This window comes from Desulfobaculum bizertense DSM 18034, from assembly GCF_900167065.1.
In the GTDB taxonomy this organism is placed as follows: domain Bacteria; phylum Desulfobacterota; class Desulfovibrionia; order Desulfovibrionales; family Desulfovibrionaceae; genus Desulfobaculum; species Desulfobaculum bizertense.
Map to the genome: position 1 here is coordinate 48,073 of NZ_FUYA01000007.1, position 15,639 is coordinate 63,711.

The window sequence follows — 15,639 nt, forward strand, 5'->3', positions numbered from 1 at the left end:
CCAACGGTCAAATTTCTCGCTTGAGAGGGAAAAATGGTCCAACTCACGAAACATTTTGGCAAGATTGCCAGCACGCATCCGATTCCAAACCTTCTGAATCTGCAGGTGGAATCGTATAGAAAGTTCCTGCAGCTGGATGTGCCTCCGGCAAGTCGCGCCGACGAGGGACTTGAAGGCGTGTTCCGGTCCGTGTTCCCCATTGAGGACTTTAATCGGACTGCAAGTCTGGATTATGTCAGCTATGAGATCGGAACGCCTAAGTTCGATGAAGTCGAGTGCATTTCCAAAGGCCTGACCTATGAATCTCCGATTCGTATCACGGTTCGCCTCGTTGTCTATGATGTAGACGAAGAGACACAGAACCGCACGATTCGTGACATCAAGGAGCAGGACATCTACTTCGGCACACTGCCTCTGATGACAGACAAAGGTACCTTTATTATAAACGGTACTGAGCGCGTCATCGTTAACCAGCTCCAGCGTTCTCCTGGTATTATTTTTGAGCACGATTCAGGAAAGTCTCACTCTTCTGGCCGTGTTCTTTACAGCAGCCGCGTCATTCCTATGCGTGGTTCCTGGCTGGATTTCGATTTTGACCACAAGGATATCCTGTACGTCAGAATCGACCGCCGCCGCAAAATGCCCGCAACCATCCTTTTCAAGGCTATGGGAATGTCCCGCCAGGACATCCTCGATACCTTCTATGAAAAGGAATACTACATCCTGCGCGATGGCAAGCTCTTCCGTGAGCTTGATGAGAAAAAGTTCTGCAAGGAAAGCGTTTACGCCGATATTCTTGATGAAAACGGCGAAGTGCTCGGCAAGCAGGGTAAGCCCCTGACCAAGCGCATCTTCAAGAAGATGTTCCGCGCTGGTCTGACGGAGCACGAGGTTGATCCTCTGTCCCTGACCACCCTGTTCCTCGCAGAAGATCTCTTCGACGCAGAAAGTGGTGAAGTACTCGCAGAAGCAGGCGAGCAGATGACTGAAGAGCTGGCCGTGAAGATTCGCGAAGCCGGCATTGAGCGTTTGCCCGTCCTGTATACTCGTGGTCCTGAAGTTTCTTCTTCCATGCGTGATACCCTCATGCTGGACAAGACCACGGATATGTCTTCTGCGCAGATTGAAATTTATCGCCGCCTGCGCCCCAGCTCTCCGCCAACCCCGGAGATTGCAGAAACGTTCTTCGAGAACCTGTTCCGCAATGCAGACTACTATGACCTGTCTGCAGTTGGCCGCTACAAGCTGAATACCCGTTTGAAGGTCGAGGAAGACATTGAAGTCCGTACTCTGACCAACAACGATATTCTGACGGCTATCAAGACCCTGTGCCTTCTGAAAGATTCTCATGGTCCTGCTGACGATATCGACCACCTTGGCAACCGTCGTGTTCGCCCGGTTGGTGAGCTGGTTGAAAACCAGTACCGTATCGGTCTCGTCCGCATGGAGCGCGCCATTAAGGAGCGCATGAGCCTTCAGGAAGTCGCAACCTTGATGCCTCACGACCTGATCAACCCCAAACCGGTTGCAGCTGTTCTGAAGGAATTCTTCGGTACCTCTCAGCTGTCCCAGTTCATGGACCAGACCAACCCGCTTTCTGAGGTTACTCATAAGCGCCGTCTGTCTGCTCTTGGACCGGGTGGTCTGACTCGTGAGCGTGCAGGCTTCGAAGTCCGAGACGTTCATACGTCTCACTACGGCCGTATTTGTCCTATTGAAACACCTGAAGGCCCGAACATTGGTCTGATTGTGTCCCTGACCACCCATGCAAAGGTCAACGACTTTGGCTTTATTGAAACACCATTCCGCCTCGTGCGTGATGGCAAAGCCACTGAAGAGATCGTCTACATGGATGCTTCTCAGGAAGAAGGACAGATTGTTGCTCAGGCTAACATCAAGCTTGGCGAAGACGGTACCATCGAAGACGAAACCGTTCAGGCTCGTCTGCATGGTGAAGTACTTCCGGTCGAACCGGCCGAAGTCACCGCAATGGACATTTCTCCGAACCAGATTGTGTCCATCTCCGCAGCGTTGATTCCGTTCCTGGAGCACGATGACGCTAACCGAGCTCTCATGGGTTCCAACATGCAGCGCCAGGCTGTGCCTCTGCTGCGCAGCGAACGCCCGCTGGTTGGTACTGGCATGGAAGGCCCTGTTGCCTGTGATTCAGGTGGCTGCCTTTTGGCCAAGGGTGACGGTGTGGTCCACTTTGCTGACGCAGAACGCGTGGTTGTCAAATATGACGACGCTGCTCTCTGCCCAGAAACCGGTGGCACCAAGTCGTACGACCTTCAGAAATATCACAAGTCCAACCAGGGCAGCAGCTTCGGTCAGAAACCGACCGTGCATCCTGGTCAGCGCGTGACCAAGGGTCAGGTGCTGGCAGACGGCCCGGCAATCAAGGACGGCGAGCTTGCGCTCGGCAAGAACCTTGTTGTCGCGTTCATGCCTTGGTGTGGTTATAACTTTGAGGACTCCATCCTTATTTCTGAGCGTATGGTGAAGGAAGATGTCTTCACCTCTGTTCACATCGAAGAGTTTGAGCTGGTTGCCCGTGATACCAAGCTCGGACCCGAAGAAGTCACCCGCGACATTCCGAACGTGGGTGAGGACATGCTCAGAAACCTCGACGAGTCCGGCATTATTCGCATTGGCGCACGAGTCGTTCCCGACGATATCCTCGTTGGTAAAATCACCCCCAAGGGTGAGACTCAGCTGACCCCCGAAGAGAAGCTCCTCCGAGCCATCTTCGGCGATAAGGCGCGCGACGTGAAGAATACGTCCCTCAAGGTCCCACCGGGGATCGAGGGTGTTGTTCTTGACGTAAAGGTCTTTAACCGCCGCTCTGGCGATAAAGACTCCCGTACCCGCGAGATCGAAGATCTTGAACTTGCACGTATCGACCGCAAGGAAGAGCAGCACATTGCCGCTCTGGTAGAAAAGACTCGCGAGACTCTGTGGGACATCTGCAAGGACCAGGCTGTCGGCAAGTCTATTGCTGGCAAGACCAAGGGTTCCGAGCTGGTGAGTGCTGGCAGTGCCATTGATGAAGACGTCTTCTACACCATTCCGGTCAAGCAGTTGGCTGGTGTGTTCAGCGACGCTGGAATCAATGAGCAGATCCTTGATATTCTTGATACCTATGACCGTCAGGTGATGTTTGTCCGTGAGATTTACGACACCAAGCGCGGTAAGGTTACCGAAGGCGATGATCTGCCTCCGGGAGTGATCAAGATGGTCAAGGTGTATCTGGCTGTGAAGCGTAAGCTTAACGTCGGTGACAAAATGGCTGGTCGTCACGGTAACAAGGGTGTTGTTTCCAACATCCTGCCGGAGCAGGACCTGCCGTTCTTCGCTGACGGTCGTCCGGTCGACATCGTCCTGAACCCTCTGGGCGTGCCGTCTCGTATGAACATCGGTCAGATTATGGAAACCCACCTTGGCTGGGCAGCCAAGGAGCTGGGTCGCCAGCTGGGCGAACTGCTTGACAGCGGTGCGCACATGGAAGTCCTGCGAAACGAAGTGAAGGACGTCTTTGATTCTCCGGCCATCACGAGCTTGGTGGACGAGATTGATGACGATGAACTTCAGGCAGCAGTGAAGAAGCTGAAGCCCGGTATCGTGTGTAAGACTCCTGTCTTTGACGGTGCTGAAGAAGAGGAGATCTGGGACTGGCTGGACAAGGCCAAGGTGCCGAATGACGGCAAAATGGTCCTGTTCGACGGCCGTACCGGTGAACCCTTCAAAAACCGTGTCACCGTTGGCGTTATGTATATGCTGAAACTGCATCACCTCGTCGACGAAAAGATCCATGCCCGTTCGACTGGCCCGTACTCCCTGGTCACCCAGCAGCCGCTTGGTGGTAAGGCACAGTTCGGTGGTCAGCGACTCGGTGAAATGGAAGTCTGGGCACTTGAGGCTTACGGCGCAGCTTACCTGCTTCAGGAATTCCTGACGGTCAAATCTGACGACGTCAACGGACGTGTGAAGATGTACGAAAAGATCGTTAAGGGTGATAACTTCCTTGAAGCAAACCTGCCCGAATCCTTTAACGTTCTCGTGAAGGAACTCCAGGCTCTCGGCCTTGATGTTGATCTGCATCAGGACGAGCTGCCCGAAGACGAGTCCCCTCGCGATCGCGACTAGCGCATAACTGAGGCGGGTGCGACAGTGCCCGCCTCAGATGAACTTTAACAATAAGTACCGCGAGGTAGATCAATGTCTTTGGATGATCTGTTCGCTCTGCGAGGGCCTTCCACTGGTGGGCAGCAAAGTCACGTGCTGAAGTCCATCCAGATATCTTTGGCTTCGCCGGAGAAGATCCGTGAATGGTCTTATGGTGAGGTCAAGAAGCCTGAGACCATCAACTACAGGACCTTCAAGCCTGAGCGTGACGGCCTGTTCTGCGCAAAGATCTTTGGTCCCGTTAAGGACTACGAGTGCAACTGCGGTAAGTATAAACGCATGAAGCACCGTGGCATTGTGTGCGAAAAGTGCGGCGTTGAAGTAATTGCTTCCAAGGTCCGCCGAGAGCGCATGGGCCACATTGAGCTTGCTGCCCCGGTTGCTCACATCTGGTTCCTGAAAACCCTGCCTTCCAAGATTGGTACGCTTCTGGACATGACCATGTCCGATCTGGAAAAGGTTCTGTACTTTGACTCCTTCCTCGTGATGGACCCAGGTCAGACCAGCCTCCAGAAGTACCAGATTATTTCGGAAGAGCAGTACTATCAGGTCATGGACCACTACGGTGAGGAAGCCGTGGAAGTGGGCATGGGCGCAGAAGCCATTAAGGTACTTCTGGAAGGTCTCGATCTTCCTGCTCTGCGTACCCAGTTGCGTGAAGAGACTCGCTCCACACGCTCTCAGACCAAGAAAAAGAAACTGACCAAACGCCTGAAGATTGTTGAGGCGTTCCTGGAATCCAATAATAAGCCCGAGTGGATGATTATGGACGTTGTTCCTGTTATTCCGCCCGAGCTGCGCCCGTTGGTACCTCTGGATGGTGGACGTTTTGCGACGTCTGACCTGAACGATCTGTACCGCCGTGTTATCAACCGTAACAACCGCCTGAAGCGCCTGCTGGATCTCGGTGCTCCGAATATCATTATTCGAAACGAGAAACGCATGCTTCAGGAAGCTGTCGACGCCCTGTTCGACAACGGTCGCCGTGGCCGTGCCATTACCGGCACCAACGGTCGTCCGCTGAAGTCCCTGTCTGACATGATTAAGGGTAAGCAGGGTCGCTTCCGTCAGAACCTTCTGGGTAAGCGTGTTGACTACTCTGGTCGTTCCGTTATTTGCGTTGGCCCGTACCTGAAACTTCACCAGTGCGGTCTGCCGAAAAAGATGGCTCTTGAGCTGTTCAAGCCCTTTATCTACTCCAAGCTGGAGCAGAGGGGACTGGCCAGCACCATCAAAAGCGCAAAGAAGATGGTTGAGCGCGAAGACGTGGTTGTTTGGGATATCCTTGAAGAGGTCGTCCGTGAATACCCGATTCTTCTGAACCGAGCACCTACACTTCACCGTCTCGGCATTCAGGCATTTGAGCCTATCCTTGTTGAAGGTAAGGCCCTCCGCCTGCATCCGCTCGTTTGTGCAGCGTACAACGCTGACTTTGACGGTGACCAGATGGCAGTTCACGTGCCGCTTTCTGTGGAAGCACAGATTGAGTGCCGTGTCCTGCTGATGAGCACAAACAACATCCTGTCTCCGGCAAACGGATCTCCGATCATCGTGCCTTCTCAGGATATCGTGCTCGGTCTCTATTATATGTCCTGCAAGCGTTCTTTCCAGCAGGGTGAGGGCAAGATATTCTCCGACAAGTGGGAAGTCTTCTCTGCCATTGATGCTGGTGCCGTGAGCATTCATGCCCGCGTCAAGGTTCGCATGGACGGCGAACTCGTCGACACCACCCCCGGCCGTATCCTCCTTGGTGAGCTGCTGCCGCCGGAAGTGCCGTTCGAATTCGTCAACACTCTGCTCGAAAAGGGCAAGATCAAGCGTCTGGTGGGTGAGACCTACAGCCGCGCCGGAACCAAGGCCGCAGTCATCCTGTGTGACCGCATCAAGGACTTTGGTTATGAGTACGCAACCCGTGCTGGCGTGACCGTTGGTATCAAGGATATGAAGATTCCTGCCCGTAAGACCAGCATGCTTGCCGATTCTCAGGCAGAGGTTGATACCATTGAGGCTCAGTACCGCGACGGTATCATCACCCGTACTGAGAAGTACAACAAGGTCATTGACGTCTGGACCAAGGCCACCAACGACATCTCCCGCGAAATGATGCAGGAAATGTCTGTTGACGTCCTGAAAGATCCGGTTTCTGGCAAGGAAGAAGAGAATCCTTCCCTTAACCCGATCTTCATGATGGCTCACTCCGGTGCTCGTGGTAACCAGGACCAGATGAGACAGCTTGCTGGTATGCGTGGTCTGATGGCCAAGCCTTCTGGTGAGATTATTGAAACGCCAATTACTTCGAACTTCCGCGAAGGCCTCTCCGTGCTGCAGTACTTCAACTCCTCGCACGGTGCTCGTAAGGGTCTCGCTGATACCGCTCTGAAGACCGCTAACTCCGGTTACCTGACTCGACGTCTCGTTGACGTTGCCCAGGACATGACTGTTACCGAGTTTGACTGCGGTACTGTCGACGGTCTTGAAGTCACCGACCTTATGGACGGTGGTGAAGTGAAGGAAAAACTCTCCAGCCGTATTCTCGGCCGTGTCACGCTTCAGGCTGTGCACCATCCTGAGACTGGCGAAGAGATTATTCCTGAAGGCGCTCTTATTGATGAAAACTACGCCAAGGTTCTTGATGAATCCGGCGTGGTCTCTGTCACCATCCGCTCCGGCCTGACCTGTGCCAGCCCACATGGCGTTTGCGCCAAGTGCTATGGCCGAGATCTGGCTCGCGGACATATGGTGAATGTTGGTGAAACCGTTGGTATCATCGCTGCTCAGTCCATTGGTGAGCCGGGCACCCAGCTGACCATGCGTACCTTCCATATTGGTGGTACTGCATCCAAGGAAATTGAGCAGAACTCTTTCAACGCTTCTCATGCTGGTCATGTAACTCTGTCCCGAGTCAAAACCGTTAAGAACCGCGAGGGTCACCTCATGGTTCTCGGTAAGTCCGGTCAGGTTGGCGTTGTTGATGCCGAAGGTCGCGAACGCGAAAAGCATGGTCTTCCTTCTGGTGCTGTTCTTCACGTTGCTGTGGGACAGGAAGTCAAGAAGGGCGAGCTGCTTGCTGAATGGGATCCGTTCAACGAACCGTTTGTTACGGAAGTTGGCGGTCTCCTGAAGTTCAACGACATTATTGAAGGCAAGACCTACCAGGAGAACGTGGACGAAGCCACGATGAAGACGTCTCAGACCATCATCGAGTACCGTTCCACAAACCTGCGTCCGTCTCTGTCTATCGTTGATGAGTCCGGTGCTGTTCTGAACCGCCCCGGTACCAGCGTTCCCGCAACATACACACTGCCGGCCGGTGCCATTATCATGGTCCGTGACGGCGACGAGGTCCTTCCTGGTGATATTATCGCCCGTAAGCCTCGTGAGTCTTCAAAGACGAAGGACATCGTTGGTGGTCTGCCTCGAGTTGCAGAACTCTTCGAAGTCCGTAAGCCCAAGGATCAGGGTGTTGTTTCCGAAATCGACGGTACTGTCAGCTTCGGTAACGAGACCAAGGGTAAGCGTAAGGTTATCGTCACTCCTGAGTGCGGTGATGCTCGCGAATACCTCATTCCTAAGGGTAAGCATGTCACTGTTGGTGACGGCGACTTTGTTGCTGCTGGCGAACTGCTTACGGAAGGTAACGCCGACCTGCATGACATCCTCAAGATTAAGGGCGAGAAGTTCCTCGCAAATTACCTTGTGGAAGAAATTCAGGACGTGTACCGCTTCCAGGGCGTTGGTATCAATGACAAGCACATTGAACTGATTGTCCGCCAGATGCTGCGTAAGGTGAACGTTGTTGATCCGGGCGAAACTCACTTCCTGGTGGGCGAGCACGTCGACAAGGGCCGCTTCCACGCAGAAAATGCAAAGGCTGACCGCGATGGCCTCCGTCCTGCAATTGCAGAGCCGCTGGTTCTGGGTATCACCCAGTCTTCGCTGTCTACCGAGTCCTTCATCTCTGCCGCATCCTTCCAGGAGACCACAAAGGTTCTGACCGAGGCCTCCCTGATGGGCAAGAATGACTCCCTGCGCGGACTGAAGGAAAACGTTATCGTTGGTCGACTTATTCCGGCTGGTTCTGGCTACCGGGATTACATCGAATCCGACATTACGGTTCCAGATCAGGCTGAGCGCAAAGACAAGTTCCTCGAAGAACTTGAAAAAGATCCGCTGCTTATCAACAGGTAGCAGGGTTATTAAAAAAGATAGAAGAGGAGGGGTTTCCACCCCTCCTTTTTTTTGCTAAAGTCTCCATCTGCTCGCGAGGGGAAAAAAAGAAAAAATAGTTCTTGACTTTTCTTCGAATTGGGCAGTATCTAGACCAGCTTTGGAAATAAATGGGTCCATTTGAGACCCCTTTCCACACGTAATGACCTTCGGGTCCTCTGGTGATGGAAGATATATCTTCGTAGAGAAGCGAAGGGAATCTTCCCTTCGCTTTTTTTTATACTGTTTAGGTGTTTGGCGTCGAGTGGCCGGTTTTTCCGGGACCAGAGAGACGCTGTCGGGGGCCCGACGCGAAAAGAAACACCGTTTTTTTTCAGATATGGGCCCAAAATACGACGGAGGAATGAATGCCTACCATTAACCAGCTTGTCCGCAGCGCGCGTAAAAAACAGCTGAAGCGCAAAAAGACTCCTGCACTGCAGGAGTGCCCCCAGCGCCGCGGTGTGTGCACCCGTGTGTACACTACCACCCCGAAAAAGCCGAACTCGGCTTTGCGTAAGGTCGCACGTGTGCGCCTTACTAACGGCATCGAGGTGACTTCTTACATTCCTGGTGAGGGCCACAATCTGCAGGAGCACTCTGTGGTCATGATCCGAGGCGGTCGTGTAAAAGACTTGCCAGGTGTTCGTTATCACATCATTCGTGGCACGCTTGATACCGCCGGCGTTGCAGACCGTCGCCAGGCTCGTTCCAAGTACGGCGCCAAGCGGCCGAAGTAAACGGGGATATTGAAATGCCTAGAAAAGGTCCTGTACCCAAAAGAGAAATTCTGCCTGATCCGAAATTCCACAGCGTGCTGGCTTCCCGCTTTGTGAACCGCATGATGATTGACGGTAAGCGCAGCATTGCTGAGAAGATTTTTTACAGTGCTCTCGATTCCTTGGCTGAAAAGACCCAGGAAGAGCCTATTAAGGCTTTTGAGAAGGCTCTGGACAACGTCAAGCCCCAGCTCGAGGTTAAATCCCGCCGTGTTGGTGGTGCAACTTACCAGGTTCCTATGGAAGTTCGCCCCGACCGTCAGGTTGCTCTCGCAATCCGCTGGCTGATTACTTTCGCACGCAGCCGCGGCGAAAAGGGCATGACCGGGCGTCTGACCAGCGAACTGCTGGACGCTTTCCACAATCGTGGTGGCGCTGTGAAGAAGAAGGAAGACACCCATCGTATGGCTGAAGCCAATAAGGCTTTTGCTCATTATCGTTGGTAGTTAATGGAGAATTAACGTGGCACGTAAAGTATCCATTTCCGAGCAGAGAAACATCGGTATCATGGCCCACATTGATGCGGGCAAAACGACGACTACCGAGCGTATTCTCTACTACACCGGCGTATCTCACAAGATCGGTGAGGTTCACGATGGCCAGGCAACGATGGACTGGATGGAGCAGGAGCAGGAGCGTGGTATTACTATCACATCTGCTGCTACTACTTGCTTCTGGAATGATCATCGTATCAACATCATTGACACTCCCGGTCACGTTGACTTCACTATGGAAGTTGAGCGTGCCCTTCGCGTACTTGACGGCGCTGTCGCTGTTTTTGACGCAGTGAGTGGCGTTGAGCCCCAGTCTGAGACTGTGTGGCGCCAGGCTGACCGTTACAACGTTCCTCGTATCGCATTCGTCAACAAAATGGACCGCGTTGGCGCGGATTATTTCCGTTGCGTTGAGATGATCAAGGACCGTCTCGGTGCCAAGGCTGTTGCAATGCAGCTGCCTATCGGTGCAGAAGACGAGTTCCGCGGTATGATCGACCTCCTGACCGGTAAAGCTCTCATCTTTGATGACGCTGACAAAGGCGCTCATTACACAGTTGAAGAGATCCCGGCTGACCTGCAGGACCAGTACGAGACCATGCGTCTCGAGCTGATCGAAGCAGTTGCAGAGGAAGATGAGGAACTCATGGAGAAGTACCTGGGCGGCGACGAGCTGTCCTGCGAAGACATCGTTGCTGGCGTTCGTAAGGCCGTCATCAACATGAGCATTGCTCCTGTCTTCTGTGGTACCGCATTTAAGAACAAGGGTGTTCAGCCTCTGCTGGATGCTGTTGTTGCTTACCTGCCTTCTCCTGCAGACATCGAGCAGATGGTTGGTCACGATGTGGACACCGACGAAGAGATCGAGTGCCCCTGTGACGAGAGCAAGCCTCTGGCTGCTCTGGCCTTCAAGCTCGCTGCTGACCCGTTTGTCGGTCACCTTTCCTTCCTTCGCCTCTACTCCGGCCGCATTGAATCCGGTATGACCGTTATCAATGCTACCACCGGCAAGAAAGAGCGCGTTGGTCGTCTGCTGAAGATGCACGCTAACAAGCGTGAGGAAATCAAGGTTGCTAAGGCTGGCGATATCGTTGCAGCTGTTGGTCTGAAGAACGTGAGCACAGGTGATACCATCTGTGATCCCGCTCAGGTCCTGAAGCTCGAGTCCCTCGAGATTCCGGATCCAGTTATCCAGGTTGCAATTGAGCCTAAGTCCAAGGCCGACCGTGATTCCCTGTCTGACGCTCTCGTTAAGCTTGCCAAGGAAGACCCGAGCTTCCAGGTTGCTTCTGACGACGAGACTGGCCAGACTCTGATCTCCGGCATGGGTGAGCTTCACCTCGAAATCATCGTTGACCGCCTCATGCGCGAATTCAACGTGAATGCAAACGTGGGTGCACCCCGCGTTGCGTACCGTGAAACCATCACCAAGCCTACCAAGGTTGATCACAAGTACGCCAAGCAGAGTGGCGGTCGCGGCCAGTACGGTCACGTCGTCATCGAGGTCGAGCCGAATCCCGAAAAGGGCTACGAGTTCGTCAACTCCATTTCCGGTGGTGTTATTCCTCGCGAATACATCCCCGCAGTCGACAAGGGCATTCAGGACGCACTGAAGTCCGGCGTGATGGCCGGTTACCCTGTTGTTGACGTGAAAGTTGATCTCGTCTTCGGTTCTTTCCATGACGTCGACTCCTCCGAACAGGCATTCTACATTGCCGGTTCCATGGCTATTAAGGAAGCTTGCAGACAGGCTGGTCCCAGCCTCCTCGAGCCAATTATGGCTGTTGAAGTCGTTACCCCCGAGGATTACCTCGGTGATGTCATGGGCGACCTGAACTCCCGCCGCGGTAAAGTTTCCAGCATGGAAGCACGTGCCAACGCACAGGTTGTCAACGCTATGGTCCCGCTGAGCGAAATGTTCGGTTATGCAACCGACCTTCGTTCCCGCACACAGGGCCGCGCTACCTTCACCATGCAGTTCGACCACTATGAGAAGGTTCCGAACAGCTTGGCTGAAGAAATCATCAAGAAGAACTAGAGGTAGTCAGTCATGGCTAAAGAAAAATTTGAGCGCAAAAAGCCTCATGTAAATATTGGTACCATTGGTCACATTGACCACGGTAAAACCACCTTGACCGCAGCTATCACCAAGGGTGCATCCCTCATCGGTGGCGGCGAGTTCATCGCTTTTGACGAAATCGACAAGGCTCCCGAAGAGAAAGAGCGCGGTATCACCATCGCAACTTCTCACGTTGAGTACGAGACCGAGACCCGTCACTACGCTCACGTGGACTGCCCCGGTCACGCCGACTACATCAAGAACATGATCACCGGTGCTGCCCAGATGGACGGCGGTATCCTCGTGGTTGCAGCTACTGACGGTCCCATGCCTCAGACTCGTGAGCACATCCTGCTCGCTCGTCAGGTTGGTGTGCCTTCTCTGGTTGTGTTCCTGAACAAGTGCGACCTCGTTGACGACGAAGAGCTCCTCGAGCTCGTCGAACTCGAAGTTCGTGAGCTGCTTTCCAAGTACGGCTTCCCCGGTGATGACATTCCGGTCATCCAGGGTTCCGCACTGAAGGCTCTCGAGGCTGACACTGCTGAGGATCCGGCACTCGCTCCTATCAAGGAACTCCTGGATGCTTGCGACAGCTACATCCCCGAGCCTGAGCGCGACGTCAACAAGCCTTTCCTGATGCCCATCGAAGACATCTTCTCCATCTCTGGCCGTGGTACCGTTGTTACCGGTCGTGTGGAGCGCGGTGTGCTGAAAGTTGGTGACGAAATTGAAATCGTCGGCATCAAGGACACCACCAAGACCACCTGTACTGGTGTTGAGATGTTCCGCAAGCTCCTCGATCAGGGTGAAGCTGGCGACAACATCGGCGCACTCCTTCGCGGTGTGAAGCGTGAAGACGTCGAGCGCGGCCAGGTTCTGGCAGCTCCCGGCTCCATCACTCCTCACAAGAAGTTCAAGGGTGAAGTCTACGTCTTGACCAAGGAAGAGGGCGGTCGTCACACTCCGTTCTTCTCTGGTTATCGTCCGCAGTTCTACTTCCGTACCACCGACATCACCGGCGTGGTTACCCTCGCAGAAGGTGTCGAGATGGTTATGCCTGGTGACAACGCAACCTTCGAAGTCGAGCTCATCGCCCCCATCGCTATGGAAAAGGGCCTGCGCTTTGCTATCCGTGAGGGTGGCCGCACTGTCGGCGCTGGCGTTGTTTCCGAAATCGAGGAGTAAGCCATGGTTTCCATGCAGAGCGATCGCATCAGAATCAAGCTGAAAGCGTACGATTACAGGATTCTGGACAAAGCCGTTGCCGAGATCGTCGACACGGCCCGGAATACCGGCGCCAGCATTGCCGGCCCGATCCCTCTTCCGACCAACATCCACAAGTACACGATTCAGAAGTCTGTGCACGTGGACAAGAAGTCCAGAGAACAGTTCGAGATGCGCATCCACAAGCGCCTTCTCGACATTCTTGAGCCCACTCAGCAGACCGTGGACGCCTTGGGTAAGCTTAGCCTTCCCGCTGGTGTGGATGTTGAAATCAAACTCTAGAATGAGGATATCATGATGGCTAAGACGCTTGGCATCATGGGACGCAAGCTGGGCATGACCCGCGTCTTCAGCGATGACGGCACGGCAGTCCCCGTTACCGTCGTTGCTGCCGGACCTTGCCCAATCCTTCAGAAGAAGGAAGCTGCGACCGAGAAATACGCCGCTCTTCAGATCGGCTTTGAAGAAATTGACGAGAAGAAGGTCACGAAAGCCCAGAAAGGGCACATGGCCAAGGCTGACCGCGGCCTGTATCGCCACCTGAAAGAATTCCGCGTGGATTCCACAGATGGCTACGAGCTGGGTCAGGATCTTACCGTCGAAATGTTCCAGCCCGGGGACAAAGTTAAAGTTTCCGGCACGTCTAAAGGTAAGGGCTTTCAGGGCCCAATGAAGCGTTGGAACTTCCGCGGCCTGCCGGCATCTCACGGCGCCGAAAAGGTTCACCGTTCCCCAGGTGGTATTGGTCAGTGCGCTTGGCCTGCAAAGGTTTTCAAGGGCAAAAAGATGGCCGGCCAGATGGGCAACAAGAATGTGACCTGCATTAATGTGGAAGTCCTTGACGTTCGTCCCGAAGACAACCTGATCATCCTTAAGGGTCAGGTGCCCGGACCCAAGAACGGCCTCGTGATGGTCCGTAAGCAGTAATGAGGATAAGATCATGGCTGTTTTGAAAATATACGACCAAGAAAAGAAAGAAGTGGGCGAGCTGACACTCGCTCCCGAGGTTTTCGAAGTTGCCGTTAAACCGGAAATTTTGAACCTCGTGGTTCGTGCACAGCGCGCCTCTCAGCGTGCCGGCACTCACGCCACCCGTAACCGCGCTCTGATTCGCGGTGGTGGTGCGAAGCCTTGGCGCCAGAAGGGTACTGGTCGTGCACGTGCCGGCTCCATGCGTAGCCCTCTGTGGCGCGGTGGTGCAACGGTGTTTGGCCCTCAGCCCCGTAGCTACGAGTTCAAGGTGAACAAAAAAGTTCGCCGCCTCGCCCTGCGTATGGCTCTGTCCGCCAGAGTCGCTGAAGGGAACATGACGGTGCTTAAGGGCATTGAGCTGAAGGAAGCCAAGACCAAAGCTTTTGCGCAGGTTCTGACCTCTCTGGGCCTTAAAAAGGCCTTGATTGTTACTGCTGATGAAGATAAAGTTCTCAGTCTTTCCGCGCGCAATATCCCCGGTGTTACTCTCCTTCAGCACGACCAGCTCAATGTCTACGACGTGCTTCGCTACGACCAGCTCATCATGCTGGAAGACGCAGCTAAGTCCGTCGAAGAGAGGTTGAAGTAATGGATTACACAAAAGTAATCATTAAACCGCTGATCTCTGAGAAGGCCGCTATGATGCACGAAGAAGGCAACAAGGTTGTTTTCTTCGTGGCCGTCGACGCCAACAAGATCGAGATCGCTAAAGCGGTTGAGAAGGCATTCGATGTGAAAGTGACGGGTGTGAACGTGATTAAGCGTCGCCCGCGTGCCCGTTTCCGTATGGGACGCCGTCTGGGCGTCGAGTCCGGTTACAAGAAGGCTTACGTCACTCTGGCTGAAGGCCACAAGATTGAACTGTTCGAAGGAGTCTAGACATGGCTGTGCGCAAACTGAAACCCACTTCTCCGGGTCGGCGCTTCCAGACGGTCTCTACCTTTGAAGAGATCACCTGCACGACTCCTGAGAAATCTCTTGTCGAGGGTCTGACCAAGAAGAGTGGTCGTAACCACTTTGGTCGTATCACCTCTCGTCGTCGTGGTGGTGGCCACAAGCGCCTCTACCGTATTATTGACTTTAAGCGTGACAAGCGCGGCATTGCTGCTAAGGTTGCTACCGTTGAGTACGACCCGAACCGTAGCGCCCGCATTGCACTGCTGCATTACGCCGATGGTGAAAAGCGCTACATCTTGGCACCTGTTGGCATCGAAGTGAACCAGACCGTTATGGCTGGCGACACTGCCGACATCAAGCCCGGTAATGCACTTGCTCTGGCCAAAATTCCGGTCGGTACCATCGTGCACAATATTGAGTTGCGTCCCGGCTGCGGCGGACAGTTCTGCCGTGCAGCTGGTACTTACGCCCAGCTCGTTGCTAAGGAAGGCAAATACGCACTGCTGCGTATGCCCTCCGGCGAAGTCCGCAACGTGCTGGCAACCTGCTTTGCTACTGTCGGTCAGGTTGGCAACATCCAGCATGAAAATGTGAGCGTCGGTAAAGCCGGCCGCGCACGCTGGATGGGCAAACGCCCCGAAGTTCGTGGTGTTGCAATGAACCCTGTTGACCACCCCCTCGGTGGTGGTGAGGGTCGTAGTTCCGGTGGCCGTCATCCTGTCACTCCGTGGGGTAAACCCACCAAGGGCTACAAGACCCGCAACAAGAAGAAACCTTCTTCCCGGCTCATTGTTAAGCGCCGTGGTGAGAAATAGGAGTTGTC

Annotated in this window: 11 protein-coding genes; all 11 read left to right on the forward strand. The window is 54.0% G+C overall.

The features are described from left to right. The first annotated feature begins 33 nt into the window (after window positions 1–33). The 11 genes from rpoB (at window position 34) to rplB (ending at window position 15,631) form a co-directional block, all read left to right on the forward strand. On the forward strand, window positions 34–4,146 hold the full coding sequence (gene rpoB / locus B5D23_RS10720; RefSeq protein ID WP_078685440.1) for a DNA-directed RNA polymerase subunit beta: 4,113 nt from the start codon (window positions 34–36) through the stop codon (window positions 4,144–4,146). A 72-nt stretch (window positions 4,147–4,218) separates the two neighbouring features. Further along, complete coding sequence (gene rpoC, locus B5D23_RS10725) at window positions 4,219–8,373, forward strand: DNA-directed RNA polymerase subunit beta' (protein ID WP_078685441.1); 4,155 nt, start codon at window positions 4,219–4,221, stop codon at window positions 8,371–8,373. A gap of 386 nt (window positions 8,374–8,759) precedes the next feature. Further along, window positions 8,760–9,131 carry a 30S ribosomal protein S12 gene (gene rpsL / locus B5D23_RS10730; RefSeq protein ID WP_078685442.1) on the forward strand — a complete coding sequence of 124 codons (372 nt, stop codon included), beginning with the start codon at window positions 8,760–8,762 and terminating at the stop codon, window positions 9,129–9,131. 14 nt (window positions 9,132–9,145) lie between these two features. Beyond that, window positions 9,146–9,616 (forward strand): 30S ribosomal protein S7, encoded by a 471-nt coding sequence (gene rpsG / locus B5D23_RS10735; protein WP_078685443.1) that lies wholly within the window; start codon window positions 9,146–9,148, stop codon window positions 9,614–9,616. Between the two features lie 16 nt (window positions 9,617–9,632). Then, entirely contained in the window at window positions 9,633–11,702 is a 2,070-nt protein-coding gene (fusA, locus tag B5D23_RS10740) for an elongation factor G (RefSeq protein ID WP_078685444.1), read from the forward strand. Between the two features lie 12 nt (window positions 11,703–11,714). After that, complete coding sequence (gene tuf, locus B5D23_RS10745) at window positions 11,715–12,908, forward strand: elongation factor Tu (protein WP_078685445.1); 1,194 nt, start codon at window positions 11,715–11,717, stop codon at window positions 12,906–12,908. A 3-nt stretch (window positions 12,909–12,911) separates the two neighbouring features. Then, window positions 12,912–13,229 carry a 30S ribosomal protein S10 gene (gene rpsJ, locus B5D23_RS10750; RefSeq protein ID WP_078685446.1) on the forward strand — a complete coding sequence of 106 codons (318 nt, stop codon included), beginning with the start codon at window positions 12,912–12,914 and terminating at the stop codon, window positions 13,227–13,229. A 15-nt stretch (window positions 13,230–13,244) separates the two neighbouring features. Further along, window positions 13,245–13,874 carry a 50S ribosomal protein L3 gene (rplC, locus tag B5D23_RS10755; protein ID WP_078685447.1) on the forward strand — a complete coding sequence of 210 codons (630 nt, stop codon included), beginning with the start codon at window positions 13,245–13,247 and terminating at the stop codon, window positions 13,872–13,874. Window positions 13,875–13,887: 13 nt separating this feature from the next. After that, entirely contained in the window at window positions 13,888–14,508 is a 621-nt protein-coding gene (gene rplD, locus B5D23_RS10760; RefSeq protein ID WP_078685448.1) for a 50S ribosomal protein L4, read from the forward strand. Further along, a complete protein-coding gene (gene rplW / locus B5D23_RS10765; protein ID WP_078685449.1) occupies window positions 14,508–14,798 on the forward strand; it encodes a 50S ribosomal protein L23 in 291 nt (96 codons plus the stop codon). The genes rplD and rplW overlap by 1 nt, the downstream gene beginning before the upstream one ends. A 2-nt stretch (window positions 14,799–14,800) precedes the next feature. Beyond that, the gene (rplB, locus tag B5D23_RS10770; protein ID WP_078685450.1) at window positions 14,801–15,631 is read left to right on the forward strand and encodes a 50S ribosomal protein L2; all 831 of its coding nucleotides are present in this window, start codon (window positions 14,801–14,803) and stop codon (window positions 15,629–15,631) included. The last annotated feature ends 8 nt before the right edge of the window (window positions 15,632–15,639 follow it).